Genomic DNA, 25,948 nt, shown 5'->3' with positions numbered 1-25,948 from the left:
CATCACCCGGGCGCACACGGCGCCCGGCCCCTTCTCCTCAGGAGCAACGTGATCACAACGAACCCCCGCCGCGCGGTCACCGCCGGCGCCCTCGCGCTCGGACTGGCGGCCTCGCTGGCCGCCTGCTCGGCCCCCGCCGGCGACGCCGCCGACGACCAGGAGTACGGCAGCTGGGAGGAGGTGCTCGAGGCCGCCGACGGCCAGACCGTGCGCCTCTGGATGTACGGCGGAGACGAGCAGGGCAACGCCTACATCGACTCCGAGCTCATCCCGGCCGCCGCCGAGGCCGGCGTCACGCTCGAGCGCGTGCCGATCGCCGACACCCCCGACGCCCTCAACCGCATCCTCAGCGAGGTGCAGGCCGGTGAGACCGACGGCGAGGTCGACCTCGTGTGGGTCAACGGCAACAACTTCGGCACCGGCAAGGAGGCGGGCGCCTGGGAGTGCGGCTGGACCGACATGCTGCCGAACATGGCGCTGACCGACCCCGACGACCCGCTGCTGCAGGACGACTTCGGCACGCCGGTCGACGGCTGCGAGGCCCCGTGGCACAAGGCGCAGTTCACCTTCGTCTACAACAGCGACACGGTCACCGACGTGCCGAGCTCGATGGAGGAGCTGCTCGACTGGGCGCGCGCCAACCCGGGCCGCTTCACCTACCCGGCCCCGCCGGACTTCACCGGCTCGGTCTTCGTGCGCGAGGTGCTCTACAGCGTCAACGGCGGCTACGAGAACGTGCCGCTCGCCTTCGACCAGGCCGACTTCGACGAGGTCACCCCCGCACTCTACGAGGAGCTGCAGGATCTCGCCCCGTCGCTGTGGCGCGAGGGCGCGACCTACCCGCAGGACTCGAACGAGCTCAACGAGCTCTTCGCCAACGGCGAGGTCGACTTCACGATGACCTACGGCCCCGCGACGCTCACCGAGCTCGTGGCGAACGGCACGTACCCCGCCGGCACCAAGGTGCTCACGCTCGATGAGGGCACCGTCGGCAACGCCAGCTTCCTCGGCCTCGCCTCGACCTCGGGCAGCAAGGCCGGCGCCATGGTCGTGGCGAACATCGCTCTCTCCGTCGAGCAGCAGGTCGCCAAGGCCCTGCCCGACACCTGGGGCCAGTTCACCGTGCTCGACCTCGACCAGCTGAGCGAGGAGGAGCGCGCGCAGTTCGACGCGATCCCCGAGTCGCCGGTCGTGCCCGCCTACGACGTGCTCAGCGAGAACGCCAACCCCGAGCTCGCCTCGGGCTGGGTCTCGCCGATCGACGAGGGCTGGCGCCAGCAGGTGCTCGCCCGGTAAGGCAGAGCACTGACCTCGACGACGACCACGACGCCGGGGGCCCGCACCGCGGGTTCCCGGCGTTCGTCGTGGGCGCCGGCCGACCGCGACCGCGTGCGCAGGCGCTGGCTCTCCGCCGCGCTCGTCACCCCCGCCCTCCTCGTCGCCGGTTTCGTCGTCATCGGCGGCATCCTCATGTCGGTGGTGCAGAGCATCGGTCTCGCTCCGCTCGTGGGGGATGCCCGCCTCTCGCTCGACGCCTACGGCGCCAACGCCGACGAGCTCCTCACCGGCGTCGGCCTCTCCCTCGCCATCGCGACGGCCTCGACCGCGCTCTCCTGCGTCATCGGGCTCGCGGCCGCCGTCGTCATCACCCAGGGCCGGATCACCGGCCGCCTCGTGGCGGGACTCTCGGCGATCACCATCCCCATCCCCCACCTCGTCGGCGCCGCCTCGGTGGGTCTCCTGCTCTCCGACGCCGGCATCCTGCCCCGCATCCTCGGCATCTCCTCCGGCGACTGGCCCGACATCGTCGGCGGCGCCTGGTGGGCCGCCGTCGTCTTCGAGTACACCTGGAAGGAGTCGGCCTTCGTCGCCCTCGTCGTCGCCGGGGTGCTCGCGAGCCGCGTCGCCCGCTACGACGAGACCGCCGCCCTGCTCGGCGCCTCGCGCGCCCGCCGCCTGCGGCACGTCGTCATCCCGCTCGCCCGGCCCGCGGTGATCGTCTGCGCCATGATCGTCTTCGTCTACACCCTCGGCTCGTACGAGGTGGCCTGGCTGCTCGGCCGCCCCTACCCCGAGCCGCTGCCGGTGCTCGCCTTCCGGCTCTTCGACTCGATCACCCTCACCTCGCGGCCCGAGGCCGCCGCCGTCGCCGTCATCACCACGCTCATCAGCCTCGTCGCCGTCGGCGTCGGCATGGCCCTGCTGCGGCGCACGCCGCTGTGGAAGTGACCGGCATGACGACGGATCGACCGAGACCTGCGGGCGGACGCTGATGGCGATGATGGTGCCCTACGGGCAGCGGGTCACCCCCGACGACCGCACGACCGGCGCCCGCGGGCTCATGCGGCCGCGGCCGGTCGACCGCACCGTGCGCGTGATCGTCGCCGCGCTGCTCGCCGTCTGGTTCGCGCTGCCCATCGTGCCCCTGCTGCTGTGGATGGTCGCCGATCGGTGGTCGTTCCCCGCCCCGCTGCCCACGGAGTGGGGATTCTCGGGGGCGGCGTCGGCCGTGGCGCAGGGGGCGGTGCCGGCCTTCGGCCGATCCCTGGTGCTCGGCCTCGTGGTCGCGGCCATCGCCACGCCGCTCGGAGCCATGGCGGCGCGCGCGCTCACGAAGGGCTCGGTGCCGGCGCCGCGGCTCGTGAGCGGCATCCTGCTCGCCCCCCTCGCCCTGCCCGCCTTCGTCGCCGTCATGGGCCTCACCGTCGTGCTGCTGCGGGCCCGCGTGCCCGGGCTCGTGGCCGTCGTCATCCTGCTCGTCGCCGCCGCCATCCCGTACACCGTGTACACGATGCGCGTCGCCTACGCCGCGCACGACATGGCCTACGAGGAGGAGGCGCGCACCCTCGGCGCCACGCGCCGGCACGTGCTGTGGCGGGTGCACCTGCCGCTCGTCGCGCCGGGTCTCGCGCGCGCGGCGTTCCTCGCGTTCCTCGTCGGCTGGAGCGACTACGTCATCACCGTGCTCGTCGGCGGCGGCACGATCATCACGCTGCCGCTGCTCGTCGCGGGCTCCGCGGCGGGCGTCGGCAACAGCGCGGTCGTCGCCGTGCTCTCGGTCAGCGCCATCCTGCCCCCGTTGCTGCTGCTGCTCGTGCTCGGGCGCTTCGGCCGCCGCTACCCCGTCTCGAACCTGCCCGGCAGCGGATCCCCCCGCAGCCGCTCCGCGAAAGGCTTCCTGTGAGCGCCTCCCTGCGCATCGACGCGCTGACCAAGACCTTCGAGGGCGCCTCCACGCCCGCCGTCGACGCGATCTCGTTCGACGTCGCCCCCGGGGAGTGCCTCGCCGTGCTCGGCCCCTCGGGCTCGGGCAAGTCGACCGTGCTGCGCTCGATCGCCGGTCTCGACGTGCCCGACTCCGGGCGCATCCTCGTCGACGGCGCCGATGTCGCGGGGGTCGCACCCGAGCGCCGCGGCATGGCCATGGTCTTCCAGCGGCCCCTGCTGTTCCCGCACCTCAGCGTGCTCGACAATGTCGCCTTCGCGGCCACGGTCGCCGGGCAGCCGCGCCGTGAGGCCCGCGCCGATGCCGAGCAGTTCCTCGCGCTCGTGCAGCTCGAGGGCTTCGGAGCCCGACCGGTCACCGCGCTCTCCGGCGGTCAGGAGCAGCGCGTCGCCCTCGCCCGGGCCCTCGCGGCGCGGCCCCGCGTGCTGCTCCTCGATGAGCCCTTCAGCGCCCTCGACCCCGAGCTGCGGCTCGACATGCACGACCTGCTCGCCCGCATCCGCGCGCAGCTGAACCCCACCGTCGTCATGGTCACCCACGACCGCGACGAGGCGGCGACCGTCGCCGACAAGGTCGCCCTGCTGCAGGGCGGGCATCTGCTGCAGCACGACGCCGTCGAGCGCCTGTACACGCGCCCGCGCTCGCTCGCCGTCGCCCGTCTCATGGGCGGCCGCGTCGAGATCCCCGGAACCGTCGCCGAGGGCGTGCACACCTCGACGCTCGGGCGCGTGCCGGCCCCCGAGGGCGAGCAGTGGCCGGACGGCGCCGGTGTGCTCGTGCTGCGCCACGAAGCCGTGCAGATCATCAGCGGGGATGCCCCGCCCTGCGACGACGCCACCATCACCCTCGACGCGGTGGTCGCCGAGCGCCGCGCGCGCGGCGCCCGGGCGGTGCTCGAGCTCGTCGTCGGCGAGAGCCCCTCCACCACCGCCCTCGAGGCGGAGGTCGCCGCGAGCCGCGCGATCACCGCGGGTCAGCGCGTGACGGCGCTCATCCCGCGCTCGGCCTGCGCCGTCGTGCCGCTCGCCTGACGCGGAGCCCGACCGAGAGCCCGACCGCGCGCCCGACCGAGAGCCCGACCGCCAGCCCCGTCGCGCGCCCGACCCGCACGAGAACGGCCCCCGGCACGATGCCGGGGGCCGTTCAGCGAGGTACTACCAGCGCGATCCGCCCTCGGCGACGAGCTCGTCGGCCTTGCCGTTCGAGATGCCCGTGCGGCGCTCGCCCTTGGGCTCGAGCGGCAGCAGCTTGCGCAGGCCGATGTTCTCGATCGGGTCGAGCACGGAGTGCTGGGCGCAGGCGGGCACGAGCTCGCCGGTCTCGGGGTGGCTCATGGCGTACATGCACGCGCCGAGCCGCTCCTGCGTCTCCTTGAGCTTGGGGTCGTCGGCGACGATGCCCTTCTGCATCATCTCCCACGCGGGCTTGACCTGCTCGGCGTCCATGAAGTTGTGCACGACGAAGGTCTTGAAGCTGACCTTGCCCTTGCGCGCCGCGCGGATGACCGCACGGGTGCCGCCGGCGCGCTTGAGGATGCGGCTCATGAGGCCGATGAGCGGCGGGATGTCGCCGGGGTGGCTGGCGACGGCGCGGATGACCTTGACCGTGAGCGCCCACGTCGGGATGTCGCCGAAGATCATGCCGCCGAAGTGGCTGAGGAAGCGGTCGCGCGCGGCGATGTCCTTGGGCTCGTCGCCGTCGAGGACGGTCGCGAAGCGGCCGTCGACCATGACGCCGACCGTGTGGCGGTTGCAGCGCGGGTCGCCGAACTGCACGGCCTTGTGCGGCAGCTTCTGCCCGGCTCCGGCCTCGATCCGCTCCCAGACGGCGTCGATCGTCACCTCTTCGAAGTTCTCCTTCCAGCGGCGGTCGTCGCCGATGAAGGCCGCGGGCTGGAACGACATCATGTCGTAGTCCATCGCCAGCACGTCGCGGGTGACCTCCTCCACCTCGTCGAGGTTCGTGGGGGTCACCGTCATGTTGTGCGCGAGGTACGAGTCGACCCCGTGCTCCTTCTTGAGGTCGGCGAACATCTTCGTGAACTGCTCGCGGAAGGGGTTGAGCTCGGCCTCGCTCTTCGGGCGCACCGCACCGCGGCGCCCGCGCATGAGCGAGTCGAAGTGGGCGGCGAACGAGACCTTCTTGAAGGCGGGCTTGCCGTCCTCGTCGAGGACGGTCGCGAGCAGGTAGTCGTAGTCGAAGTCGCCGTGCGTCATCGACATCGGCTCGCGGCCGACGGCCCGCATGGCCTTGAGGGTGTCGCGGTGGTCCTTCGGGTCGAGCAAGCTGACCTCGCCGCCGATGAGCTGGGCGTGGGCGCGCGGGCCGCGGATCTGGCGCAGGAGCGCCATCTGCTTGGTGACCTCGGTGACGGTGTGGTTGCCGTCGATGCGCACCTTGTTGGCGTCGGCCGAGTGGTAGCAGGGCGAGCAGGTGAGATTGCACTTCGGGAACACCCCGTGGGTGCCCTCGCAGCCGACCGCGCACTTGCCGAGCAGCTGCTCGGGGGTCTTCGCGTGCTCGGGCAGCTCTGCCCAGCGCTTGTCGAGCGCGACGCGCGTGTCGGGGTGGATGGGGCGGGTCTCGAGCTCGATCCGACGGGCGAATGCGGCGATCGACATAGGTGGGGCTCCTCGGGGTTGCGGCAGCGCTGCGGTCACCGCGGGGGTGCCAGATGCAGCGTCAGTCTAAGCATTCGGGATTCGGAGCGGGGGGATGCTCCGCTTGGTGCCCTCCGCGCGTCGCGCCGCCCTGCTCGCCTCAGCGCACCGCCGTCACGGGGTCTCGCGGTAGTTCGCCCGCAGCCAGACCGCCGGATCCACCGCGACCCCGTCGATCCGCACCTCGAAGTGCAGGTGCGCGCCGGTGCTCGCCCCCGTGCTGCCCACGGCTCCGACGACCTCGCCGACCTCGACGACGTCGCCGACGCCGTGCCGCAGCGAGCCGTACTGCATGTGCGCGGAGAGGGTCGTGAGGCGCTGGCCGTTCACGACGTGCTCGATCTCGATCCACACGCCGTAGGCGCCCTCGGGGTCGCCGACGCCGACGACGACGCCGTCGGCCATGGCCGTGATCGGCGTGCCGGAGCCCGGGTTCCAGTCGACGCCCTGGTGGTTCGAGCTGCAGCCGGCGCAGGGTGCCGCGCGGTATCCGAACCCGCTGCCCATGGGCGCCGAGGTGCCGACCGGGTAGACGACGGGCGGCGACCAGGTGACGGTGAGCTCGTCGCGCACGATCGACTGCGGGAGGGCATCCTGCGCCACGGTCATGCTCTGGGGCGCGGGGCCGTCGCGCACCTCGCCGTCGGTCGTGGCGGCCCACGCGCTGATGCCGGTGCCGGCGGCGAGGGAGCCGGCGAGCAGCACGGCCGAGGCCGCGAGCAGGCGCTGATGGGATCGTCGGGGATCGAGCGCGCGCACGGGCAGCGCGGCGCGAAGGGGATCAGGGAGCATGGAGGAGGGCGTTTCCGGGTTCGGGCGGGCGCATCGGGCGCCGTCTCGTCAGGGCAGTGCACACCGTTGCGCGATCGCGCCCGACCGAGGGGTAGGTGCCGGGCGACCGGAGGTCATCGCACCGCGCCCGCCGGACCATTCACAGCGGGGATGCTCGCTCCCACGGCTCCGTAGCCGCTCTTCCAGGGTGCCCCACCGAACCTGGCAGAGTCCTGGGCGGTGTGCGCGTCGCCCTTGCGCCGCCGGGCCGGTGGACTCCTACGCGAGCGTCGTGCCGAACGCGAGCCCGAGCGCGTAGGTCGCCCCGGCCGCCCCGAAGCCGATGACCAGCTGACGCAGCGCCCGCCGCAGGGGCGAGGCTCCCGACAGCACGCCGACGACGGCGCCGGTGATGAGCAGCGCCACCCCGACGAGGACGGCGGCGACGAGCACGGCCGCCCCGCCGACGAGCCCCAACAGGTACGGCAGCACCGGGATGATCGCGCCCGAGGCGAAGAAGGCGAAGCTCGAGGCGGCGGCGCCCCACGCCGAGCCGATCTCCTCGTGCTCGTCGACCGGTTCGGCGCTCGCCTGCGCCGCGGCGGTCGCGGGGTCGTAGCCTGTGAGCACCTCGTGAGCGTGCGCGGCGGCCTCCTGCTCGCTCATGCCGCGCGCGCGGTAGACGAGGGCGAGCTCGTTCTCGTCGACGTCGAGGTGCGGCACGGCGGTGTGCGCCTGCGGATCGGGGACCGAGGCGGCGAGCAGCTCGCGCTGGGAGCGCACCGAGACGTACTCCCCCGCACCCATCGACAGCGCCCCGGCGAGCAGCCCCGCGAGCCCGGTGAAGAGCACCGTCGTGGCGGAGACGCCGGTCGCCCCGATGCCGAGCACGAGGGCGAGGTTCGAGACGAGCCCGTCGTTGGCGCCGAACACCGCCGCCCGGAAGCTGCCGGAGAGCCGCGCCCGGCCCCGCGCGGCGAGACCGCGCACGACCTCCTGGTGGATGCGCTCGTCGGCCGCCATCGCCGCCGTCGCGTGAGCGTCGGCCTCGTAGGGCGAGCGACCCTCGGCGCGCTGCGCGAGGGCGAGCACGAAGACCGAGCCGAAGCGCCGGGCGAAGAAGCCGAGCACGCGGGTGCGCAGCGAGACGGCCGGCACCCGATCGGCCTCGGCGCCGAGCAGCCGCACCCAGTGCGCCTCGTGCCGGCCCTCGGCCTCGGCCAGGGCGAGCAGGATCGCCCGCTCCTCCCCCGTGCGGCGGCGCGCGACATCGCGGTACACCGCGGCCTCGGCGCGCTCGTCGGCGAGGTAGCGGCGCCACCGGCGCAGATCGGCCGCCGAGGGAGCGGCGCCCGCAGGGGCGCCGGCGAGGGGCGACGGCTCAGGGGTGCTCACGGCATCAGGATGTCAGCGGAGATGCCCGGTCGCTGTTCGGCCGCCCGAAACGGCCGCGCTCCGCCCGGCCCGCAGCGCTCGGCTGCCGCAGCCCGCTCCGCGCTCGGGCTACCAGCCCCAGGTGCCCGCGGCACCCTTGAACGGGCCGACGATGGCGCGCGTGATCCAGCCGCCGTAGAAGTCGCCCTCCTGCGCCTGCACCTCCTCGCCGTCGACGGTGCAGCGGTCCATCCGGCCGGGGTAGACCGAGACGAGCCCGGCGAGCTCGGCGAATCCGCGGCTCGGCTCGGGGTACGTCCACGCCGCCTGCCGAGCGGTCGTCGCGCCCTGCACGACGTCGAAGTAGGCCGCGCGCCCCTTGAACTCGCAGAAGGTGCTGCCGTCGACCGGCTGCAGCGCTCCCTCCACGAAGTCCTCCTGCGGCAGGTAGTAGGCCGGCGGGTGACTGGTCTCGAGCACGCGCACGGCTCGCGTGGTGTCGGCGATCACGCGGCCGCCGAGCTCGATGGTCACACGGGCGTGCACGGGTTCGACCCGCGGCGGCCGCGGGTAGTCCCATACCGACTCCTGCCCCGGGCCGGGGGCGATGCGCTTCGGTCGAGCCATGATCTCCCCCTCAGAACCCGAAGTCGCCGAAACCGCCGGCGTCGAAGCCGCCGCCGTCGAAGCCCCCGCCGTCGAAGCCGCCCGCGTCCGCGCCCCCGACGTCGCCGCCGGCGTCGGCACCCGCGTCGGCGCCGCCGTCGGCGCCCGCGTCGCCGGCATCCGCGCCGCCGGCATCGGTCATGCCGTCCATCGGCGGCAGGAACGCGCTCACCAGAGCGGAACCGACCACGTAGCCCGCCACCGTGCCGAGCAGGGAGGCGCCGAGCATGCTGCCGAAGCCGGGGGCGCCGCGGCCGGCGGGGCCGCCCTGCTGCCCACCGCCCTGGAACGCGCGCTCCATGGTGCCGGGCTGCCGCAGCTCGGCTCGGGTCGCGGCCTGGGCGAGCGTCGGCGCGCGGTCGTCGGCGGGCGCCTCCCCCGCGGGAGCGGTCGCGGTCAGCTGCTGGAAGACCAGCTGCCGCTGCTCGGGGGTCAGCTTGGCGAACGCCTCGGCGTGCACCTGCTCGATGGTCGCCGGCGGGGCGGTCTCGAGCAGGTAGCGGTAGCGCTCGACGGCGCGCTCGTCGTCGCTGCGCGGGGCCGCGCGCGGCACGGGCTCCGGCTCGGGCGTGCGAGCGCCGAAGATGCGGTCGAGAAAGCTCATGAGTCCTCATTCACGGTCGGATCGAGCAGGGGCGGCATCGACGCTAGGGCGACGCGCTCGCAGCCTCCTGTGTGTCTGCGAGGTAACAACTTGACGCGGATAGTGCCGACGGGGGCGATGTGCACTACTGTCGGTACTGAAGTTGATACGCCTCGCTGCACCGAACGCCCTGAAACACCAAGCAGGTCGCTACTCCCCTATGGATACGGTTCACGAGTTGGTTCGACTGGTGGTTTCGACAGTCGAAACTCCGTGAAACAGGATTAAAGGAGTCAGCCATGACTACAGGTACCGTGAAGTGGTTCAACGCCGAAAAGGGCTTCGGCTTCATCACCCCCGATGACGGAAGCGCCGACGTGTTCGCGCACTTCTCCGCCATCCAGTCGAACGGCTACCGTTCGCTCGATGAGAACCAGAAGGTCGAGTTCGACGTCGCCCAGGGCCCCAAGGGCCTCCAGGCCGAGAACATCCGCCCGCTCTAGTTCGTCAGAACTGAGCAGGCCCGCGTGAGCGATCACGCGACCTGAGCATCGAAGGCCGTCCCGGTTCGCCGGGGCGGCCTTCGTCATGTCCGGGCCGGTTCGATCCGTCGGGATGCTCCGCGCGCGCCGCGCGCCGCACGGGCTACGCGGTGACGAAGTCGATGAGCTCCTCGACCCGGCCGAGCAGCTCGGGCTCGAGATCGCCGAAGTGCCGCACGCGGGAACGGATGCGCCGCCATCCCGCCGCGGTGTCGGCCTGGGTGGCGTGGGGCCAGCCGAGGCGGCGCAGCACGCCGGTCTTCCACTCCTCGCCCTTGGGCACGACGGGCCAGGCCTCGATGCCGACGGATGACGGCTTCACGGCCTGCCAGACGTCGATGAACGGATGCCCGACGACGAGCACGTGGCGGGCATCCACGCCGCGCAGCGCCTCGCGCGCGAGCCGCTCCTCCTTCGATCCGGCGACCCAGTGGTCGACGAGCACGCCGACCCGGCGCCCGACGCCCGGCGCGAACTCGCGCAGCCGCTCGGCGAGGTGGTCGACGCCCTCGAGGTACTCGACGACGACGCCCTCGACCCGCAGGTCGTCGCCCCAGACCTGCTCGACGAGCTCGGCGTCGTGCCGGCCCTCGACCCAGATGCGGCTGCCACGGGCGACGCGCGCGCGGGCGTCGGCGACGGCGAAGGAGCCGCTCGCGGTGCGCTGGCGGGCCGCGGGCGCCGCGGCGGCGACCGCAGGCACGAGCACGACGGGCTCGCCCTCGACGAGGAACCCTGCCCCGAGGGGGAAGCCCCGCACCCGGCCGGCGCGATCCTCGAGGTGCACGTTGCCGGCCTCGACGCCGACGACGGCGCCGACGAAGCCCGAGTCGGGCAGCTCGACCACGAGCCCTCGCTCGGCCGGCACCTGCGGCACCGCCCGGCGACCCGCCGCCCGCCAGTCGCCGCCGAGCACGTCCGAGCCGTAACGATCCACCCCGCGACCGTACTCGACTAGAAGCGGCGGGCCCGCTGCTCCACGCCGAGTTCGCCGTAGGGGTAGTCGGGGGCGGCCGGCGCGCTCGCCGCGTCGAGACGTGCCGTCTGCTCGGCGGTCAGCTCGACCGCCCCGGCGGCGAGGTTCTGCTCGAGCTGCGCGACGGTGCGGGCGCCGAGGATCACCGAGGTCATGCCCGGGCGGCCCTGCAGCCACGCGAGCGCGATCGAGGCGGGCGGTGCGGCGTGCTCGTCGGCGATCGCCTGCAGGGCATCCAGCACCGCCCAGGTGCGCTCATCGGCCGAACGGCGCGCGTAGGCCTCCATGCCGCGATCGGGGTTCTCGCCGAGGCGCGTCGCGCCCGTCGGGGCGGCGTCGCGGCGGTACTTGGCCGTCAGCCAGCCGCCCGCGAGCGGGCCCCAGGGCAGCAGGCCCACGCCGGCGTCGAGCGCCGCGGGAACGATCTCGAACTCGATCTCGCGCGAGAGCAGCGAGTACTGCGGCTGGATGGTGACGGGGGCGTCCATGCCGCGCGCGGCGGCGAGGTGCACGGCCTTGGTGAGCTGCCAGCCGGTGAAGTTCGACACGCCCCAGTAGCCGATGCGGCCGGCGCGGATCTCGTCGTCGATCGCCGAGAGGGTCTCCTCCAGTGGCGTCAGCGGATCCCAGGCGTGCAACTGGAACAGGTCGAGGCAGTCCACCCCTAGCCGCTGCCGCGAGGCCTCGATGGCGCGACGCAGGTGACGGCGCGAGCTGCCGAGGTCGTTGGCGTCCTCCCCCATCGGGAACCGGGACTTCGAGGCGATGACCATGACCTCGGCCTGATCGGGGTTCGCGGCGAGCCAGCGGCCGATGATGCTCTCGCTCACGCCGCGGCTGTAGACGTCGGCGGTGTCGATGAGCGTGCCGCCCGCGGCGGCGAAGGCGTCGAGCATCGCGTGGCTCTCGGCCTCGTCGGCCTCCATGCCGAAGGTCATGGTGCCGAGGGCGACCTCGCTGACGACGGTGCCGGTACGGCCGAGCAAACGCTTCTTCATGGACTCTCCTCGGTTCAGACGGTCTCGCTATCGTGTCGCATGCCGGTCCCCGATCCGAATCGGCACGAAGGAGACTCCCATGCGCGCGCTCGCCCTCCTCCGCGCAGGACTCGCCTGCCTGCTGCTGGCTCCGCTGCTCTTCGTCGCGTGGTTCAGCTCGCCCTCCTGGTCGGCCGCGATCGCACCGGGCACGCCCGAGCCGATCGCCGCGGTGATGGTCGGATGGGGTGCCGCGGCGCCCTTCCTCGGCCTCCTGCTGCTCATCGCCGGCGGCGTGCTCAACGTGCTCGCCATCGGGGCCGGCGTGCGCCGGCTCGAACGGGTCGCCTCGGGAGCGGAGGCCGGCGTGCTCGCGGGCGCCGCGCCGCGCATCCGCATCCTCGACGCGCAGGGGCACGAGATCGGCGGCAGCGGCGACGAGGGGCCCGTGCGCGCTCCGGCCGACCGGCGCATCGTGGGCGGGATGCTCGCCGCGGGCCTCATCGCACTCGCGGCGCTCGGCCTCGGCGTGCTGCTCGCCGGCATTCCTCAGCAGCTCGCGCCGGGCATCCCGCTCAGCGAGATCTACGCGCGCTGGGGCGGCGTCGGCAGCTCGGGATTCATCGTCGGCGTCGTGCTGTGGGCGGTTCTCGCCGTCGTGCTCGCCCTGCTCGTCGCCGTCGCCGGGCTGCGCACCGGCCCCGCGCTCGATCGGCTGCTGCCCGCCCGACGGCTGACGGTGCTCGCCGCCATGCTCGGCAGCGTGATCGTCGTCGCCTCGGGGGCTCCCGCCTTCGTCGTCGCGCAGGAGCTCGGCGACGTGCTCGCGCTCGGCGGCGCGACGACGACCGCGGCGGGCTGGGCCTTCGGCCAGCTCGGCATCGCGCTGAGCGCCGCGGCGATCCTCATCGCGGTGCCGCGCTGGCGGCGGGACCGGCCGCGGCCGCGCGGCGACGCGGCGACGGTCTGAGGCGCCGCGACCTCGCGGGCCACCTCCGCGTGAGCCCCGATCCGCTCAGGGCTCGAGCAGCAGCATCCCCGTCAGCAGCAGCTCGCGCACGGTCGGCAGCAGCTCGGCGCTGAGCGCGAGCTCGTCGACCTCGAGCAGCGCGGCGAGCGCGCCGATGATGCGCCCGATCGAGAGCTCGCCGTCGCAGGCGCCGACGAGGCCGGCGAGAGCGGCATCCGCCTCGACGACGCGGCCGAAGCCGCCGCCCTGCCGCAGCCGGATCACCGTGGGCCCCTCGGCGCCCGGCCACTGGTGCCGCTCCTCGGTGACGTCGCCCGCCACGTGCAGCCGCAGCTCGGCGAGCGCCGCGTCGTCGAGGTGCGCGGTCGCGTCGTGTGCGGCGATTCCCGCCATGAGGTGGTCGCCGATGCCCGTGGGCGCGGCGCCCAGCGGGTCGGGCAGCCGCTCGGTGCGCCGCAGCGGCGCCGGCGCTCCGGCACGCGGGCGGCGCAGCACGACGTAGCCGAAGCCGACGCCCGTGACCCCGCGGGCGGCGAAGTCGTCGAGCCACTCCCCCGCGAGGCGCTCGAAGTCGGCGCTGCCGACGAGCGTGCCGCCGTCGCGGATCCACGTCTCGGCGTACTGCGCGGGGCTCTGCCGCTCGCGCTCGACGATCCAGGCGTCGAGCCCCGCCTCCTCGACCCAGCGCCGCACGCGCGCGAGCCCGTCGCCGCCGAGGGCGTCGCGGTACTCCCAGTTGCCGAGCAGGTGCGCGGTGCCGCCCTCGACCAGGTGCTCGGCCGCCCCGCGCACGACCTCCTCGACGATGCCGTCGCCGATACGACCGCCGTCGCGGTACTCGTACTGCGTGACCCCGGCCCCGCGCGGGGTGATGACGAAGGGCGGGTTCGACACGATGCGGTCGAACCGCTCACCGGCGACGGGCGCGTAGAGGTCGCCGTGGCGCAGCTCGACGCGCTCGGCGACCGCCTCCGCCCCGGCCAGGCGCAGCGTGATGGCCGCGAGCCGCAGGGCGCGCTCCGAGACGTCGGTGGCGACGACGGCGCGCGCATGGCGCACGGCGTGCAGCGACTGGATGCCGCAGCCGGTACCGAGGTCGAGCACGCGCTCGGCCGGCGAGGTCGGGATGAGACCGGCGAGGGTCAGCGAGGCGCCGCCGACCCCCAGCACGTGGTCGGCGGGCAGCGCGCCGCTGCGGTGCTGCTCGCCGAGGTCGGAGACGATCCACCAGGAGGCCGTGCCGCCCGCGTCGAGCGCGGCGTACGGGCGCAGATCGAGCAGCGGCACGGCTCGGCCCTCGGCGACCGCGACGAGCCCGAGCGCGACCGCGCCCTCGACGCCGAGGGCGGGCAGGGCTCGCGCCAGATCCTGCTCGTCGACCGGATCGCCGAGGAGGTGGAGGGCGGCGAGGACCGCAGCGGGCGGCACCGGGTCGAGGGCCGTGAGCGCCCGCCGGGCGGGCACGCGGTCGGCGCGCGCGAGAGCGGCATCCGCCTCGTCGCCCCACAGACCGCGCAGCGCGTCGACCGTGTACTCGGCCGCGACCAGGTCGTCGCGCAACCGGTCGACGAGGGCGCGGGCGGAGTCGTCGAGCGGCGCGATGGTCACACCCCCAGTGAACCGCACCCGGCACGACGGGAAAAACCTGTGGATCGGGAATACCCGGATTATCTATGCAACTGTATAGACCGGCGCGTCCGCGGGCGCTCCTCCTGACCATCGCACCGACACGCAAGGAGTCACTCATGACCATCACCGCCGAGAGCATCCCCGGGTACGTCGCCGGAACCTGGAAGCTCGACCCCACCCACACCGAGGTCGGCTTCACCGTGCGCCACCTCGCCATCAGCAAGGTGCGCGGCGCCTTCGAGACCGTCGAGGGCGTGGTGCACGCCGCCGAGAAGCCCCTCGACTCCTCCGTCGAGGTCACCATCGACGTCAAGTCGATCAACACCAACAACAAGGACCGCGACCAGCACCTGCGCAGCAACGACTTCTTCGCGCCGGACGAGTTCCCGACGATGACCTTCCGCTCCACCGGCATCCGCGTCGAGGGCGACGCGATGCTGCTCGACGGCGAGCTGACCCTGCGCGGCGTCACCAAGCCCGTCACCCTGAAGGGCGAGTTCGCCGGCATCGCGAAGGACCCGTGGGGCGCCACCAAGGCCGCCGCCAACGGCACCACGGTCATCAACCGCCACGACTTCGGCGTGAGCTGGAACGCCCCGCTCGAGGCCGGCGGCTTCCTGCTCGGCGACGAGGTCACCATCACCATCGACGCTCAGTTCGCGCTCGAGGCCTGATCAGGATGGCGCGCCTCCCGGCGCGCGCATGAGAAGAGGCGGGCCCCCACCGGGGGCCCGCCTCTTCCGCGTTCTCGGAACGACTACGGCAGCAGCACCGCGTCGATGACGTGGATCACGCCGTTGTCGCACACGATGTCGGCCGTGACGACCTTCGCGCCGTTGACGGTGACGCCGTCGGCGGTCGAGAAGTGCAGCTCCTTGCCGTTGACGGTCGCCGCGGCGAGGCCGTCGGTGATGTCGCCGGCGTGGACCGCACCGGCCACGACGTGGAAGGTGAGGATCTCGGTCAGCTTGGGGATGTCGGCGAGGAGGGCCTCGACGGTGCCCTCGGGGAGGGCGGCGAAGGCCTCGTCGGTCGGGGCGAAGACCGTGAAGGGGCCGTCGCTGTTGAGGGTGTCGACGAGGTCGGCGGCCGTGACGGCGGCGACGAGGGTGGTGAACGAGCCGGCGGAGACGGCGGTTTCGACGATGGTGGCCATGATGGGACTCTTCTCTCGTGAGAGGTCGGGCGCCGGGGGCGCCCCCGCGGTCGAGTGACCGCGCATCCCTGACGGTAGGGGGGCAGTACGGGCGTGTCGCTGGACGGCCCCCGGGCATCGCCCGGCAGCGGGCCGAGCATGCGCCGGGCACCGACGCATTCACAGCGCGCGGAGGCCGATCGACCCCCGAGTGGACACCCGGGTGCGCTAGGGGCTCGGCGGGTTCGGCTCGTCGACGGGAGGCTGCAGGCGCGCGCTGACGGCCGGGCCGGTGACCGGGATGCCGGGCGGGGCGCTGGGAGTCTGCGCCTCGGTGCCCGACGCCTCGGCGTCGCCGCCGTCCGGCCCGAGGGCGGTGAGCGGGTTCGCGAGCTCATCGGCGCCGAGCCGCCCGATGAGCAGGGCGAGAGCCGCGAGCGCCGGCGGCACGAGACCGGCGATGAGGAAGGCCGCGGTGAGCCCGATGGCCTCGCCGATCGGGCCGGCGACCGCCATCGAGACGGGCATGAGGGCGAGCGACACGAAGAAGTCGAGACTCGACACCCGCCCGAGCATCGCCGGAGGCACGCGTCGCTGCAGCAGGGTTCCCCACAGCACGCCGGCGCCCGAGAACAGCGCGCCGCAGACGAGGAGCGCGATCACCATGACCCAGAGCTGCTCGGTGAGCCCGATGACCGCGAGCGGCGCGCAGCCGACGCCCCACGCGAGGATCATGAGAGTGAGGTACCGCCGGGGCAGGCGCATCGATGAGACCGCGAGAGAGCCCGCCGCCCCGCCGACGCCGAAGGCCGCGATCGCGAGGGCGAACGCTCCCTCCCCTCCCCCGGTCTGGTCGCGCACGGCGAAGGGCAGCAGCACCTCGATCGGGCCCATGATGACGAGGATGAGCGCGCAGGCGTAGACGAGCGTCACGAGCAGCCAGCGGGTGAGCAGCATGTAGCGCACGCCCGCGGCGAGGTCCCTCCAGAGCGCGCGCAGCGGGTGCACGGGCTCCGCGTCGGCGTCGCGCCGCACGGGGGTGGTGCGCATGGAGAGCAGGATGACCGCGGCGATCGCCTGCGACACGGCCACCACCACGAGCGCGACCCCCGGCGATGCCGCACCGATCGCCGCCGCCGCGGCGGCGGGCCCCGCCGCCTGCATGACCGCGGGCCGGAGCACGCCCTCGATCCCGTTGGCGGCGAGCAGCTCCTCCGCCGGCAGCAGCGCGGGCAGCCAGGCCGAGTACGCCGGGTAGAAGAAGCCGTCGGCGGCGCCCAGCAGCAGGGAGAGCAGCGCGAGGTGCCAGATCTCGACGAGGCCGGTGAGCGCGAGGGCGGCGACGGCCGCGACGCCGAGCGATTTGATGATCTCGAGCGCGACGAGGATGCGCTTCTGAGGGACGCGGTCGGCCACGACCCCGCCCACGAGCACCGCGGCGATGAGACCGATGCTGCCGCCCGTCGCCACGAACGAGAGGTCGCTCGGTCCGCCCCCGAGCGCGAGCAGCTGGAAGACGACGGCCACCAGCCACACGCCGGTGCCGAAGAGCGACAGGGCGAGGCCGGCTGCCAGCCGCCGGTACTGCGGCGAGACGAGGGGCCGCAGCGCGCGCGGCGTCGTGAGGGGCATGTCGTGCACCGTTCCTGGGCGGGCGGCGCGCTCGGCCGCACCGCCCTCGAACTGTAGCGGTGACCCCCGGCACGACGATGGCCCTGCGGGAGGCCGGTGAGCCTCCGGCAGGGCCGGGATCGTTCGCGCGGAGGGGCTTACGCGACGCGCGGCGCCTCGGGCGCCTGCTCCTCGCCGGCGATGTAGACGTCGCTCACGGTCACGTTGATCTCGGCGACCTCCATGCCGACGAGCGTCGTGATGGCCTCGGCGACCGCGGCGCGCACCTGGCCGGCCACGGTCTGCAGCTGCTGCGGGTACTCGACGACGATCGTGATGTCGGCGGCGACCTGCTTCTCGCCGACCTCGACCTTGACGCCCTGACCGAGGTCGGTCGAGCCGATGGCGTCGCGGATGGCGCCGAGCGCCCGGGCCGCGCCGCCGCCGAGGGCGTGCACGCCGGGCACCTCGCGCGCGGCGATGCCGGCGATCTTCGCGACGACCGGGTCGACGATCGTGGTCGTGCCCTGCAGGCCGCCCTGGCTGACGGCGGGGGTCGTGGTGGTCTGGGCCATGGGGTGCTCCTTCATGTGGTGAGGCGGGGCGTCTCCCCGCGCTGAGGTGGTCGAGAGGAAGACGCGGCGACCCCCGCGATCGTCACGCACGCTCAGGCCATTGCCAGGATCCGCGGCAGGATGCCCCGGCGCACACCTCCCTCACAGGAACCGCCGACACGGTGAGCCACGTGGTACCCCGATCACCCGAGACCCCGCGTTCGGAGCGCGCAGCCGTCCCCCGGAACGGGCTCTCCGACGCCCCCGACGCGACCCTCGCGCAACGCGCCGCCGACGGCGACACCGTCGCGTTCGGCGAGCTCGTGCGACGGCACGGCGGGTACCTGCGCGCGTTCGCGATCCGGCTCACCGGCTCGGCGGCGGACGCCGACGACGCGGTGCAGGAGACCCTCATCGCGGCGTGGGAGCGACTGGACACCCTGAGCGACCCGGCTGCCGTGCGCGGCTGGCTCACGAGCATCCTGAGCCGCAAGGCCACCGACCGGCTGCGCAAGCGCCGCCCGACGGACGGCGTGATCGGCACCGAGCCGACCGAGGTCGAGCCGGTGGCCCCCGAGGCCGGCCCCGACGAGCGCGCGGTGCGGGATGCCCGCCTCGCGGCCCTCGGCCGGGCCCTCGATTCCCTGCCCGCGACGGAGCGCCAGTGCTGGGTGCTGCGCGAGATCAGCGGGCACTCGTACGACGAGATCGCGGAGCAGCTGGGGGTGAGCTCCTCGACGGTTCGAGGCGCGCTCGCCCGGGCCCGCACGGCGGTCATGGCGAAGATGGAGGAGTGGCGATGAGCGACCTCGAACCCGGGGCTCCGGCGGCACCGCCGCCCGACGCGCCAAACGATCAGGGCCCGGGCGGCATCGGCGGCACGGGGCTCGGCATGGCCGAGCTCGGCGAGTACCTCGACGCCGACTGCCTGCCCCCGAACCCGATCATCGATGAGAGCCCCGAGTGCCAGGCCGCTCTCGACGGCCTGCGCCGCATGCGCGCGCTGAGCCTCGACCTCGTCGACGACGAGGCGAGCCGCCTCGCGATGCCCGCCGACTGGATCGCGCGCGTGCTCGACGGCCTCGAGACCGACCTGCGCGCGGGCCGCGACCTGCCCCTCAGCGCGAGCGATCCTGCCGTCGAGATCACGATCTCGGAGGGCGCCGTGCGCGAGCTCGTGCGCGCGGCCGGCGACGGCGTGCCCGGCGTCATCGTGGGTCGGGTGCAGCTCGACGGCGATGCGACCGCGGGCGAGCCGGTGGGCGTCACCGTGCGCATCAGCGCCGCGCTCGTGCGCCCGCTCGCCGAGCTGGCCGACAGCGTGCGCGACGCCGTGAACACGGCGCTCCTCACGCACACCGAGCTCGCGGTGACCGGCATCGACGTCATCGTCGACGACGTGCACCCCATCGTCACCGGCATCGAGAGCGGCACGGGCGACGGCATCGAGGAGGAATCATGAGCGTCATCGAACCGGCGCCGGTCGACCGGGCCCGACTCGTCGACGAGGCGGTGCTGGCGGTGGAGGGCGTGCGCGCCCTGTTCCCCGCCCGGGCGGCCCTGAGCCACGCGGCCCGCGAGCTCGCGGCCGGGCGGGAGCGGCCCGCGCGCAGCATCGTGCAGGCGGGCGCGGACGGCACGCTCGCCGTGCTCGTCGCCATCGCCGTCGAGAGCAGCGCGCAGGCGCCGGCGACCGCACGCGCGGTCGCCGCATCCCTTCGCCGGATGCTCGGCGAGAGCGCCTCGATCACCGTGCGCATCCGCCGCGTCACGCCGCCCGCCGATGCCGCGCTGAGCGCCGCGCCCGCGCTCACTCAGGTCGAGTCCGCGGAGCGTGACGTACCCTTCTCGGGATGAAACCGCTGACCGCCGAGCAGATCCGCTCCTCCATCGTCAACGCCTCCGCCGCCGAGATCGAGCGCATGCAGCTGCCCGGCCTGCACGAGGTGGTGTGGGAGGAGCGCGAGTTCCTCGGGTGGCGCGACCCGCAGGGCTCGCAGCGCGGCTACATCGTCGCGTGGGTGGACGACCGCCCCGTCGGTATCGTGGTGCGAGCGGCGTCGAACAGCCTGCGGCCCGGCATCGGAGCGATCTGCTCCCTGTGCCACACGCCGCAGCCGGCGACGCAGGTGCTGATGTTCTCGGCGGCCCGCGGGGGCGAGTCGGGCCGGGAGGGCAACTCGATCGGTACCTACATCTGCGCCGATCTGGCGTGCCCGATCATGATCCGGATCTTCCCTGGCCAGAGCGAGATGCTGCTCATGCGCGACGAGCTGATCGCGCGCCGCAGCGATGGGCTGCAGATACGCGTGGGCCGCTTCACCGAGCGGATCCTCGAGACCGCCTAGAGCGGAGCCGTGCGGACGGGCCGCACGCGCGCAGCCGCGGAGCACGCCGTTGCGCCGGCGAGGTGCTGCAGCGGCGAGGGGCTACGGCGGCGCGGGACCGGGCTGGGCCGCTAGTCGCGCCGGCCGAGCAGATTGAACGGGATCGCCAGCGACAGCGTGACCGACATGATGCCGGTGAAGAAGACCAGGGCCGCCCACTGCTCGGGCACCCAGAAGGCGTACGCGAAGAGCGGGAACGACGCGAAGAAGAGTGCGAGCGACACGACGGCGGCGAGGATCTTCATGGTGGCTCCATTGTGCCAGGTTCTCGCCGGGAATCGCGCACCCGCCGAGGCGGGAGCGGCCTCGCCGAGAACCGCCCGTACCCGGGTCGTGAGTTGCCGTTATATTGAGCGCGACGCACTGCGCTCACGACCCGCCCGTCAGGCGGGGCGGGGCCGTCCCCGGAGCGTCAGGGAGGCGTCCGATGGGATCGCTCATCTACGGCTCGCCCTCGCTCGAGATCGCCTTCGACGACCGCGTGCTCGCTCACGTGCAGATCGTCATGGCGACCAAGCTCCGCCGTGGTGAGAACTTCTTCTTCAGCTGGCGCGAGAGCGGCGGCGTCGGGCGCAACGCGATCTGGATCGACTCCTCGATCCCCCTGTACTTCCGGTACAGCGGCAGCCGCCACCCCGAGATCGACCGCGACTGGCTCGAGCAGCTGGCCGTGCTCGCCTCGAGCTCGCAGGGCCTCGACCTCACCGACGAGACCCGATTGGGCTCGGCGCCGCCGGCCACCGCCTCCATCCCGCGATGAGGGCGGCGCTGCGGCGCATCCGTGCCGCAGGATTCCTCGCGCTCACCGCTCTCGCCGCCGTCCTGCTGGTCTTCCTCGCCTGGGCGCACGCCGTGGCGCAGGGCGAGCGGCCCGCGGCGATCGCGGCCTTCGACGATGAGCGCATCCGTATCGAGACCGTCGCGGAGGGCATCCTCATGACGCCTGCGACCGCGGCGGCCGAGGTCGGCGTCATCATGATCCCCGGCGCCCGCGTCGACCCCTACGCCTACATGGACAAGCTGCGCGACGTGGTCGCCGGCGGCGCTCCCGTGCTCATCGTCCGCCCCGCGATCAACCTCGCGATCGCCGACCAGCGCGGCCTCGACGCCCTCATCGACGGGGTCGACGCCGCCGAGCGGTGGGTCGTGGCCGGGCACTCGCTGGGCGGCACCCGCGCCTGCCTCGTGGCGGCGGGCGCGGAGCGGGACGGCGACGACCGACTCGCCGGGCTGCTGCTGCTGGGCTCGTACTGCGCCAACGACCTCTCCTCCACCGCGCTGCCCACGCTGAGCATCAGCGCCGAGAACGACGGCCTGAGCACGCGCGAGGACATCGCGACGCGGGCGGATGCCCTGCCCGCGGGCGCGCGGCTCGTCGAGATCCCCGGCGCCAACCACGCGAGCTTCGGCGACTACGGGGTGCAGGCGGGCGACGGGCCCGTCACGGCCTCCGACGACGAGGTGCGCACCGTGCTCACGATGGAAATCACCCGGCTGCTGCGCGGGGCCTGAGCCGCCCGACGCACCCGTGCGGACGACGGGTCCGGCCGGGCGCGGATGCGCCCCGGCCGGACGCCGATCAGACGCTCGGGCGCTGCTCGTGCTCGACGAGGCGCTTGAACTCGGTGAGATCCTTGTCGACCTGGCGCTGGTCGACGTTGATCGCGGCGCCGACCTTCTCGACGAATCCCTCGGGCTCCCAGCCCATGGTGACGTCGATGCGGGTGCGATCGGCGGCGAGCTCCTCGAAGACGACGGCGCCCGAGTGCTCGGGGCCCGCGACGCTCTTCCACGAGATGACGCGGTTCGGCTGCTCGTCGATGACGGCCGCGTCGAACTCGCGCTCGACCCCTCCGATGGAGACCTTCCAGTGGAGCATCCCCTCGCCGGTGCGCGTGACGCTGTCGATGCCGCTGAGGAAGTCGGGGAAGCGCTCGAAGTCCGTCCATCGCGCGTAGGCCACGGCGACGGGAACCTCGACGTCGATGGTGGAGTTGACGGTGCTGGTCATGCTGCTCCTCTCGCACGGCGCGACGGTCGCACCGTGTCCGCCGCCGGCCGGGCCGGGGCGGGTGCCCCGCGCGCAGCGCGGAGCATGATCACGGCCGACGGACTGACGCCCGCACGACCGCGACCGGTCTCAGATCGCGAACCGCGTCGCGAGGACGCTCGGGCGGAACGTCGTCACCGCGTTCTCGCGCAGGGCCCACAGCACGCCCTCGCGCGCGAGGGACGCCACGACGGCGAGCTCCTCGTCGTCGCGCGCGGCGAACAGGATGAGCTCGGTCCCGAAGCGGGCGTAGGGGCAGGGCACGCCCCACCCGCGGTCGATCACCTCGGCCCCGCGGTCGCGGGGCAGCACGAGGTGCAGGCTCGTGTCGCGCGGCCCGTGCAGGTGGGCGGGCTCGAGGGGGGTTCCGCGCGGGGCGAAGGACGTTCCGTCGACGGGGTTGGTCACGGGCGGCACGAGCACGGCGCGGGCATCGGGCTCGGCCATGGCGCTCGGGCCGATGATGACGCCGGGGATGCCGCGGAGGGCATCCCACACCGCCACCCAGAGCGCGGGAGCCGCGCGCTGGTCGCGCTGCCACAGCGGGCCCTGCTCGTCGAGGCTCGGCACGGGGCCCGGCCGCGGCGGCAGCTGCCGCGCGAGCATCGTGGTGGTCGTCGGGCTCGCGTGCGTCGATCGTGCTGCGCTCGTCTGCATCATCGCCTCTGCCCCTCCGTGCCGGCGCTCGGGATCGGTTGATCCCTCGGCGGCGTTCCCCACGGTACGGAGCGGCGGAGCGGCCCGGCAGGGGCTTGCTTTTCGCTCGCGTTCGTGATGCGCCCCGCGGGGGGCGGTGCCACGGAGCCCCGATGGCTGGAAGACTGAGCGGGACGGGCGCTCGCCGCCCGGCACCGAGAGGGGTGGCCCATGGCCGACAGCAGCGAGAGCCGCAGCTACGAGAACCGCGTCGCCGTCTACATCGACTTCGACAACATCGTCATCTCGCGGTACGACCAGGTGCACGGCCGCGGCGCCTGGCGCCGCGACAACGTGTACCGCCTCGGCCCCGGGCTCACGGGCGCGACCGACGAGCAGCGCGAGAAGATCCGCGCGGCGACCGTCGACATCTCGGCGATCCTCGACTACGCGAGCTCGTTCGGCACGATCGTGGTCAGCCGCGCCTACGCGGACTGGTCGGTGGGCGTCAACGCCAGCTACCAGGGCCAGCTCACCGAGCGCGCGGTCGACCTCACGCAGCTGTTCCCCTCGACCAAGCAGATGAAGAACGGCGCCGACATCCGCCTCGCGGTCGACGTCATGGAGGACCTGTTCCGCCTCACCGACCTCACGCACGTGCTCATCGCGGCCGGCGACAGCGACTACATCCCGCTCGCGCAGCGCAGCAAGCGGCTCGGACGGTACGTCGTCGGCGTCGGCGTGGCCGGCGGCACGAGCAAGTCGCTCGCCGCGGCGTGCAACGAGTTCGCCGACTACGACTCGATGCCGGGCATCCGACCCGCGTCGGCCATCTCGCCGAAGCGGGATGCCCCGGCCGCGGCCGCGCGCACGACCGCCGAGCCCGACGCGCCCGCCGACGACGCGCCCGAGACCGCGCCCGCGTCGCGCTCCATCGAGGTCGCCTTCGTCGCCCCGCCGACCGTCAAGCGCCGCGCCTCCTCGAAGGGCGGCCCCGCCATCCCGGGCGCGATCGGCGACCCCGTGCAGGATGCGGCGACCGCCCTGCTGCTGCGGGCGCTGCGTCTCAGCCACGAGAAGGACGACGACGCCGACTGGCTGCACAACTCGGAGGTCAAGAAGCAGATGGTGCGCCTCGACCCCGCCTTCAACGAGAAGGTGCTCGGGTTCCGCTCGTTCAGCGACTTCGTGAAGTCGCGCGGGGCGATCGCCGAGCTCGACGAGGATTCGCAGAGCAGGCGGATGCGGCTCGCGATCTAGCTCGGGTTCCTCTCCGCCTCGCCCCACAGCAGCCGCCGCAGCAGGGGTCGTTCGGCGAGGGTCCAGAGCGTCGTCGTCACGAGGTACAGGGCCGCCGCGAGCGGCACGATGAGCGCGATCGGCGCCGTGATGAGGGGCAGCCAGCCAAGCGCTCGGAGGACGCCGGGCGGCATGCCCGGCTGATCCGGGGCGGCCGGCAGCTGCATCCGGAGCATCATCGCGCGCGTCGCGAGGCCGGCGACGACGAGAAGCACGATGACCGCGCCCGCGAGCAGCAGCCCTCCCCCGTCGCCGGCGAGCGCCGCGGCCCCGAGCGGTCGGCCGAGCGGAACGCCCAGCAGGGCCTCGGCGAGCAGCGCGTTCGGCTCGCCGCCGATGCGCTGCGCGATGAAGAGCGCGTAGACGAGCGAGACGATCGGGGCCTGCAGCAGTGCCGAGCCGATGCCCGCGACGGGCGAGACGCCCGCCTCGCGGTACAGCTCCATCGTCTTCTGCTGCAGCCGCTGCGGATCGCCCTTCCAGCGACGGCGGATCTCGGCGAGAGCGGGCGCGAGACGGCGTCGGGCGCCCTCGGCGCGCACCTGGGCGACGGCGACGGGCAGGAGGAGGACGCGCACGATGAGCGTGAGCAGCACGACCCCGCCGGCGGCCGACGCGGCGCCGAGAAGAGGATCGAGCGGACCGGAGAGCGCATCGAGCGCGCCGGCGAGCAGGGTGAGCAGGAAGGCGATCGGGGGGAAGGAGAAGACGTCCAAGAGAAGACCTCGCAGGGGTCGGGAGCGGGCGGGGGCCGGAGGGCCGCCGTGCGCGTCCCGTGCCGCGAGGGCTCCGTCGAGACGGAGGACGGACGAGGGGGTGCGTCAGGCGGCCGGGAGGGCCGCCGCCGGCGCACGGCAGAGGGGGCGCCCCGCCGTGAGGGGATGCGCCGGCTCGACGATGCGCGACACCGGCTCGCGGTGCGCCCGGGCCCGGTGCCCGACGGTGAGCTGCCGACTCGTGGCCGCGCGCGCGAGGGTGCGGGCTAGGAGGGCACCGAGCAGCATCGCGGCGCCGATCGCGGCGGTCGCCGCGACGGGGGCTCCGAGCGAGGACGCCATGAGCTGCCCCGCGACCACGGCGACGAGCGCGAGCCCGAGGGCCGCCATCGCACGGTGCAGGGGATGGGTCACGCGAGCACGGTACCGCACGGGCACGAGGATCGGGCGGGCGGGCATCCCGTCTCTGGATGCGGGCTGGGCGCGCGCTCGACGCGCCCGACCGGCGCTCCTACCGTGGAAGGACACCCCACGAGGAGAGGACTCCCCCATGACGTACGACATCACCGGCAAGACCGTCGCCTTCCTGCTGACCGACGGCTACGAGGACAGCGAGCTCACCGCGCCCTGGGCCGCCGTCACCGAGGCGGGCGGCACCGCCGTGCTCGTCTCGCCCGCCGAGGCCGCCGTCGAGGGCAAGAAGGGTCACACGCAGGCGGTCGACCAGCGGGTCTCGACGGCGGACGCCGCGGACTTCGATGCGCTCATGCTGCCCGGCGGCGTCGTCAACGCCGACCACCTGCGCATGGATTCCGACGCGGTCGCCTTCACGAAGGCCTTCTTCGCCGCCGGAAAGCCCGTCGGCGTGATCTGCCACGCGGCGTGGACGCTCATCGAGGCCGAGGTCGTGCGCGGGCGCGAGCTCACCAGCTACCCGAGCCTCAAGACCGACCTCATCAACGCCGGCGCCGACTGGGTTGACGAGGAGGTCGTCACCGACCAGGGCCTGGTCTCGAGCCGTACGCCCGACGATCTGCCCGCCTTCTGCGCGAAGCTCGTCGAGGAGATCTTCGAGGGCGAGCACGCCGGGCAGCACGCCTGATCCGCCTCGCCGTGAGCGCGCGCATCGTACAGCGCGCGCTCACGGCGCTCTCAGGCGGCACCCGAGCGGGTCATGGTGCACTGG

Annotated in this window: 31 protein-coding genes; 15 read left to right on the top strand and 16 right to left on the bottom strand. The window is 73.6% G+C overall.

Annotated features, from left to right (window positions below; all coding sequences use genetic code 11):
• Positions 1-48: 48 nt before the first annotated feature.
• From OVN18_RS09385 to OVN18_RS09370, 4 genes are all read left to right on the top strand, one after another.
• Positions 49-1,296: an ABC transporter substrate-binding protein gene (locus OVN18_RS09385; RefSeq protein WP_267780472.1), complete on the top strand. Its 1,248-nt coding sequence runs from the start codon at positions 49-51 to the stop codon at positions 1,294-1,296.
• 93 nt (positions 1,297-1,389) lie between these two features.
• The gene (locus OVN18_RS09380) at positions 1,390-2,229 is read left to right on the top strand and encodes an ABC transporter permease (protein WP_267780471.1); all 840 of its coding nucleotides are present in this window, start codon (positions 1,390-1,392) and stop codon (positions 2,227-2,229) included.
• A gap of 49 nt (positions 2,230-2,278) precedes the next feature.
• Positions 2,279-3,184, top strand: a complete 906-nt coding sequence (locus OVN18_RS09375) for an ABC transporter permease (RefSeq protein ID WP_267780470.1) — start codon at positions 2,279-2,281, stop codon at positions 3,182-3,184.
• Positions 3,181-4,257, top strand: coding sequence for an ABC transporter ATP-binding protein (locus tag OVN18_RS09370; RefSeq protein WP_267780468.1), 1,077 nt, complete (start codon positions 3,181-3,183; stop codon positions 4,255-4,257). Before OVN18_RS09375 ends, OVN18_RS09370 begins: the two co-directional genes overlap by 4 nt.
• A 123-nt stretch (positions 4,258-4,380) precedes the next feature.
• Here OVN18_RS09370 and OVN18_RS09365 read toward each other — a convergent pair whose 3' ends face one another.
• The 5 genes from OVN18_RS09365 to OVN18_RS09345 all read right to left on the bottom strand — a co-directional run bounded on the left by OVN18_RS09365 (position 4,381) and on the right by OVN18_RS09345 (position 9,301).
• Complete coding sequence (locus OVN18_RS09365) at positions 4,381-5,847, bottom strand: hypothetical protein (protein WP_267736772.1); 1,467 nt, start codon at positions 5,845-5,847, stop codon at positions 4,381-4,383.
• A 153-nt stretch (positions 5,848-6,000) separates the two neighbouring features.
• A complete protein-coding gene (locus OVN18_RS09360; protein ID WP_267780467.1) occupies positions 6,001-6,678 on the bottom strand; it encodes a M23 family metallopeptidase in 678 nt (225 codons plus the stop codon).
• Between the two features lie 258 nt (positions 6,679-6,936).
• A complete protein-coding gene (locus tag OVN18_RS09355) occupies positions 6,937-8,052 on the bottom strand; it encodes a VIT1/CCC1 transporter family protein (protein WP_267736770.1) in 1,116 nt (371 codons plus the stop codon).
• Between the two features lie 108 nt (positions 8,053-8,160).
• On the bottom strand, positions 8,161-8,658 hold the full coding sequence (locus tag OVN18_RS09350; RefSeq protein ID WP_267780466.1) for a DUF427 domain-containing protein: 498 nt from the start codon (positions 8,656-8,658) through the stop codon (positions 8,161-8,163).
• A gap of 10 nt (positions 8,659-8,668) precedes the next feature.
• Positions 8,669-9,301 carry a hypothetical protein gene (locus OVN18_RS09345; protein WP_267780465.1) on the bottom strand — a complete coding sequence of 211 codons (633 nt, stop codon included), beginning with the start codon at positions 9,299-9,301 and terminating at the stop codon, positions 8,669-8,671.
• A gap of 278 nt (positions 9,302-9,579) precedes the next feature.
• Here OVN18_RS09345 and cspE point away from each other — a divergent pair, with 278 nt between their 5' ends.
• Positions 9,580-9,783 (top strand): transcription antiterminator/RNA stability regulator CspE, encoded by a 204-nt coding sequence (gene cspE / locus OVN18_RS09340; protein WP_055860048.1) that lies wholly within the window; start codon positions 9,580-9,582, stop codon positions 9,781-9,783.
• Positions 9,784-9,925: 142 nt separating this feature from the next.
• Here the strand turns inward: cspE and OVN18_RS09335 are convergent, their stop codons facing one another.
• Both OVN18_RS09335 and OVN18_RS09330 read right to left on the bottom strand, forming a co-directional pair.
• Complete coding sequence (locus OVN18_RS09335; protein WP_267780463.1) at positions 9,926-10,759, bottom strand: DUF3097 family protein; 834 nt, start codon at positions 10,757-10,759, stop codon at positions 9,926-9,928.
• Positions 10,760-10,776: 17 nt separating this feature from the next.
• Positions 10,777-11,796 (bottom strand): aldo/keto reductase, encoded by a 1,020-nt coding sequence (locus OVN18_RS09330; RefSeq protein WP_267780462.1) that lies wholly within the window; start codon positions 11,794-11,796, stop codon positions 10,777-10,779.
• 79 nt (positions 11,797-11,875) lie between these two features.
• Between OVN18_RS09330 and OVN18_RS09325 the strand changes: the two genes are divergently transcribed.
• Positions 11,876-12,745, top strand: coding sequence for a hypothetical protein (locus OVN18_RS09325; RefSeq protein WP_267780461.1), 870 nt, complete (start codon positions 11,876-11,878; stop codon positions 12,743-12,745).
• 45 nt (positions 12,746-12,790) lie between these two features.
• Here OVN18_RS09325 and OVN18_RS09320 read toward each other — a convergent pair whose 3' ends face one another.
• Positions 12,791-14,353 (bottom strand): DUF7059 domain-containing protein, encoded by a 1,563-nt coding sequence (locus OVN18_RS09320; protein WP_267780459.1) that lies wholly within the window; start codon positions 14,351-14,353, stop codon positions 12,791-12,793.
• 137 nt (positions 14,354-14,490) lie between these two features.
• Here OVN18_RS09320 and OVN18_RS09315 point away from each other — a divergent pair, with 137 nt between their 5' ends.
• Positions 14,491-15,048 carry a YceI family protein gene (locus OVN18_RS09315; protein WP_267780457.1) on the top strand — a complete coding sequence of 186 codons (558 nt, stop codon included), beginning with the start codon at positions 14,491-14,493 and terminating at the stop codon, positions 15,046-15,048.
• A gap of 83 nt (positions 15,049-15,131) precedes the next feature.
• Here the strand turns inward: OVN18_RS09315 and OVN18_RS09310 are convergent, their stop codons facing one another.
• From OVN18_RS09310 to OVN18_RS09300, 3 genes are all read right to left on the bottom strand, one after another.
• Positions 15,132-15,530 carry a fasciclin domain-containing protein gene (locus tag OVN18_RS09310; RefSeq protein WP_267736759.1) on the bottom strand — a complete coding sequence of 133 codons (399 nt, stop codon included), beginning with the start codon at positions 15,528-15,530 and terminating at the stop codon, positions 15,132-15,134.
• 207 nt (positions 15,531-15,737) lie between these two features.
• A complete protein-coding gene (locus OVN18_RS09305) occupies positions 15,738-17,141 on the bottom strand; it encodes an MFS transporter (protein WP_267736758.1) in 1,404 nt (467 codons plus the stop codon).
• Between the two features lie 137 nt (positions 17,142-17,278).
• Positions 17,279-17,695 (bottom strand): Asp23/Gls24 family envelope stress response protein, encoded by a 417-nt coding sequence (locus tag OVN18_RS09300; protein WP_267736757.1) that lies wholly within the window; start codon positions 17,693-17,695, stop codon positions 17,279-17,281.
• Positions 17,696-17,865: 170 nt separating this feature from the next.
• Here OVN18_RS09300 and OVN18_RS09295 point away from each other — a divergent pair, with 170 nt between their 5' ends.
• Genes OVN18_RS09295 through OVN18_RS09280 form a run of 4 tightly spaced genes read left to right on the top strand, consistent with a single transcriptional unit; the run spans position 17,866 to position 20,022 of the window.
• Positions 17,866-18,477 carry an RNA polymerase sigma factor gene (locus OVN18_RS09295; RefSeq protein ID WP_267780455.1) on the top strand — a complete coding sequence of 204 codons (612 nt, stop codon included), beginning with the start codon at positions 17,866-17,868 and terminating at the stop codon, positions 18,475-18,477.
• Positions 18,474-19,136 (top strand): Asp23/Gls24 family envelope stress response protein, encoded by a 663-nt coding sequence (locus tag OVN18_RS09290; RefSeq protein ID WP_267780453.1) that lies wholly within the window; start codon positions 18,474-18,476, stop codon positions 19,134-19,136. Before OVN18_RS09295 ends, OVN18_RS09290 begins: the two co-directional genes overlap by 4 nt.
• Positions 19,133-19,531 (top strand): hypothetical protein, encoded by a 399-nt coding sequence (locus tag OVN18_RS09285; protein WP_267780452.1) that lies wholly within the window; start codon positions 19,133-19,135, stop codon positions 19,529-19,531. Before OVN18_RS09290 ends, OVN18_RS09285 begins: the two co-directional genes overlap by 4 nt.
• Positions 19,528-20,022, top strand: coding sequence for an FBP domain-containing protein (locus OVN18_RS09280; RefSeq protein ID WP_267780451.1), 495 nt, complete (start codon positions 19,528-19,530; stop codon positions 20,020-20,022). The genes OVN18_RS09285 and OVN18_RS09280 overlap by 4 nt, the downstream gene beginning before the upstream one ends.
• Positions 20,023-20,132: 110 nt before the next feature.
• On the opposite strand, the gene OVN18_RS09275 is transcribed toward OVN18_RS09280, so the two are convergent.
• Positions 20,133-20,306, bottom strand: a complete 174-nt coding sequence (locus tag OVN18_RS09275) for a hypothetical protein (RefSeq protein ID WP_168915356.1) — start codon at positions 20,304-20,306, stop codon at positions 20,133-20,135.
• 182 nt (positions 20,307-20,488) lie between these two features.
• Between OVN18_RS09275 and OVN18_RS09270 the strand changes: the two genes are divergently transcribed.
• Positions 20,489-20,821 (top strand): DUF7882 family protein, encoded by a 333-nt coding sequence (locus tag OVN18_RS09270; RefSeq protein WP_267736752.1) that lies wholly within the window; start codon positions 20,489-20,491, stop codon positions 20,819-20,821.
• Positions 20,818-21,573 (top strand): alpha/beta hydrolase, encoded by a 756-nt coding sequence (locus OVN18_RS09265; protein ID WP_267780448.1) that lies wholly within the window; start codon positions 20,818-20,820, stop codon positions 21,571-21,573. The genes OVN18_RS09270 and OVN18_RS09265 overlap by 4 nt, the downstream gene beginning before the upstream one ends.
• Before the next feature lie 67 nt (positions 21,574-21,640).
• On the opposite strand, the gene OVN18_RS09260 is transcribed toward OVN18_RS09265, so the two are convergent.
• Positions 21,641-22,072, bottom strand: coding sequence for an SRPBCC family protein (locus OVN18_RS09260; RefSeq protein ID WP_267736749.1), 432 nt, complete (start codon positions 22,070-22,072; stop codon positions 21,641-21,643).
• A 129-nt stretch (positions 22,073-22,201) separates the two neighbouring features.
• Positions 22,202-22,771, bottom strand: coding sequence for a luciferase domain-containing protein (locus tag OVN18_RS09255; protein ID WP_267780447.1), 570 nt, complete (start codon positions 22,769-22,771; stop codon positions 22,202-22,204).
• A 207-nt stretch (positions 22,772-22,978) separates the two neighbouring features.
• Here OVN18_RS09255 and OVN18_RS09250 point away from each other — a divergent pair, with 207 nt between their 5' ends.
• Entirely contained in the window at positions 22,979-24,007 is a 1,029-nt protein-coding gene (locus OVN18_RS09250) for an NYN domain-containing protein (protein ID WP_267780446.1), read from the top strand.
• Here OVN18_RS09250 and OVN18_RS09245 read toward each other — a convergent pair.
• Positions 24,004-24,762, bottom strand: coding sequence for a YidC/Oxa1 family membrane protein insertase (locus OVN18_RS09245; RefSeq protein WP_267780445.1), 759 nt, complete (start codon positions 24,760-24,762; stop codon positions 24,004-24,006). The two genes, OVN18_RS09250 and OVN18_RS09245, sit on opposite strands and share 4 nt — an antisense overlap.
• Before the next feature lie 105 nt (positions 24,763-24,867).
• Entirely contained in the window at positions 24,868-25,176 is a 309-nt protein-coding gene (locus OVN18_RS09240) for a hypothetical protein (protein WP_267780443.1), read from the bottom strand.
• 136 nt (positions 25,177-25,312) lie between these two features.
• Here OVN18_RS09240 and OVN18_RS09235 point away from each other — a divergent pair, with 136 nt between their 5' ends.
• A complete protein-coding gene (locus OVN18_RS09235; RefSeq protein WP_267780442.1) occupies positions 25,313-25,864 on the top strand; it encodes a type 1 glutamine amidotransferase domain-containing protein in 552 nt (183 codons plus the stop codon).
• Positions 25,865-25,948 lie beyond the last annotated feature (84 nt).

Origin of the sequence: Microcella daejeonensis (assembly GCF_026625045.1) — a bacterium.
GTDB classification, from domain to species: Bacteria; Actinomycetota; Actinomycetes; order Actinomycetales; family Microbacteriaceae; genus Microcella; species Microcella daejeonensis.
The sequence above is the reverse complement of the archived record's forward strand: the minus strand, read 5'-3'. Positions and strand labels throughout refer to the sequence as shown.

Excerpts from the sequence above, each read along its gene's own strand:
- OVN18_RS09375 (WP_267780470.1), top strand. The coding sequence starts at position 2,279 with ATGATGGTGCCCTACGGGCAGCGGGTCACCCCCGACGACCGCACGACC.
- OVN18_RS09365 (WP_267736772.1), bottom strand. The coding sequence starts at position 5,847 with ATGTCGATCGCCGCATTCGCCCGTCGGATCGAGCTCGAGACCCGCCCC.
- OVN18_RS09360 (WP_267780467.1), bottom strand. The coding sequence starts at position 6,678 with ATGCTCCCTGATCCCCTTCGCGCCGCGCTGCCCGTGCGCGCGCTCGAT.
- OVN18_RS09350 (WP_267780466.1), bottom strand. The coding sequence starts at position 8,658 with ATGGCTCGACCGAAGCGCATCGCCCCCGGCCCGGGGCAGGAGTCGGTA.
- OVN18_RS09345 (WP_267780465.1), bottom strand. The coding sequence starts at position 9,301 with ATGAGCTTTCTCGACCGCATCTTCGGCGCTCGCACGCCCGAGCCGGAG.
- cspE (WP_055860048.1), top strand. The coding sequence starts at position 9,580 with ATGACTACAGGTACCGTGAAGTGGTTCAACGCCGAAAAGGGCTTCGGC.
- OVN18_RS09330 (WP_267780462.1), bottom strand. The coding sequence starts at position 11,796 with ATGAAGAAGCGTTTGCTCGGCCGTACCGGCACCGTCGTCAGCGAGGTC.
- OVN18_RS09325 (WP_267780461.1), top strand. The coding sequence starts at position 11,876 with ATGCGCGCGCTCGCCCTCCTCCGCGCAGGACTCGCCTGCCTGCTGCTG.
- OVN18_RS09315 (WP_267780457.1), top strand. The coding sequence starts at position 14,491 with ATGACCATCACCGCCGAGAGCATCCCCGGGTACGTCGCCGGAACCTGG.
- OVN18_RS09310 (WP_267736759.1), bottom strand. The coding sequence starts at position 15,530 with ATGGCCACCATCGTCGAAACCGCCGTCTCCGCCGGCTCGTTCACCACC.
- OVN18_RS09305 (WP_267736758.1), bottom strand. The coding sequence starts at position 17,141 with ATGCCCCTCACGACGCCGCGCGCGCTGCGGCCCCTCGTCTCGCCGCAG.
- OVN18_RS09300 (WP_267736757.1), bottom strand. The coding sequence starts at position 17,695 with ATGGCCCAGACCACCACGACCCCCGCCGTCAGCCAGGGCGGCCTGCAG.
- OVN18_RS09290 (WP_267780453.1), top strand. The coding sequence starts at position 18,474 with ATGAGCGACCTCGAACCCGGGGCTCCGGCGGCACCGCCGCCCGACGCG.
- OVN18_RS09285 (WP_267780452.1), top strand. The coding sequence starts at position 19,133 with ATGAGCGTCATCGAACCGGCGCCGGTCGACCGGGCCCGACTCGTCGAC.
- OVN18_RS09280 (WP_267780451.1), top strand. The coding sequence starts at position 19,528 with ATGAAACCGCTGACCGCCGAGCAGATCCGCTCCTCCATCGTCAACGCC.
- OVN18_RS09275 (WP_168915356.1), bottom strand. The coding sequence starts at position 20,306 with ATGAAGATCCTCGCCGCCGTCGTGTCGCTCGCACTCTTCTTCGCGTCG.
- OVN18_RS09270 (WP_267736752.1), top strand. The coding sequence starts at position 20,489 with ATGGGATCGCTCATCTACGGCTCGCCCTCGCTCGAGATCGCCTTCGAC.
- OVN18_RS09265 (WP_267780448.1), top strand. The coding sequence starts at position 20,818 with ATGAGGGCGGCGCTGCGGCGCATCCGTGCCGCAGGATTCCTCGCGCTC.
- OVN18_RS09260 (WP_267736749.1), bottom strand. The coding sequence starts at position 22,072 with ATGACCAGCACCGTCAACTCCACCATCGACGTCGAGGTTCCCGTCGCC.
- OVN18_RS09255 (WP_267780447.1), bottom strand. The coding sequence starts at position 22,771 with ATGATGCAGACGAGCGCAGCACGATCGACGCACGCGAGCCCGACGACC.
- OVN18_RS09250 (WP_267780446.1), top strand. The coding sequence starts at position 22,979 with ATGGCCGACAGCAGCGAGAGCCGCAGCTACGAGAACCGCGTCGCCGTC.
- OVN18_RS09235 (WP_267780442.1), top strand. The coding sequence starts at position 25,313 with ATGACGTACGACATCACCGGCAAGACCGTCGCCTTCCTGCTGACCGAC.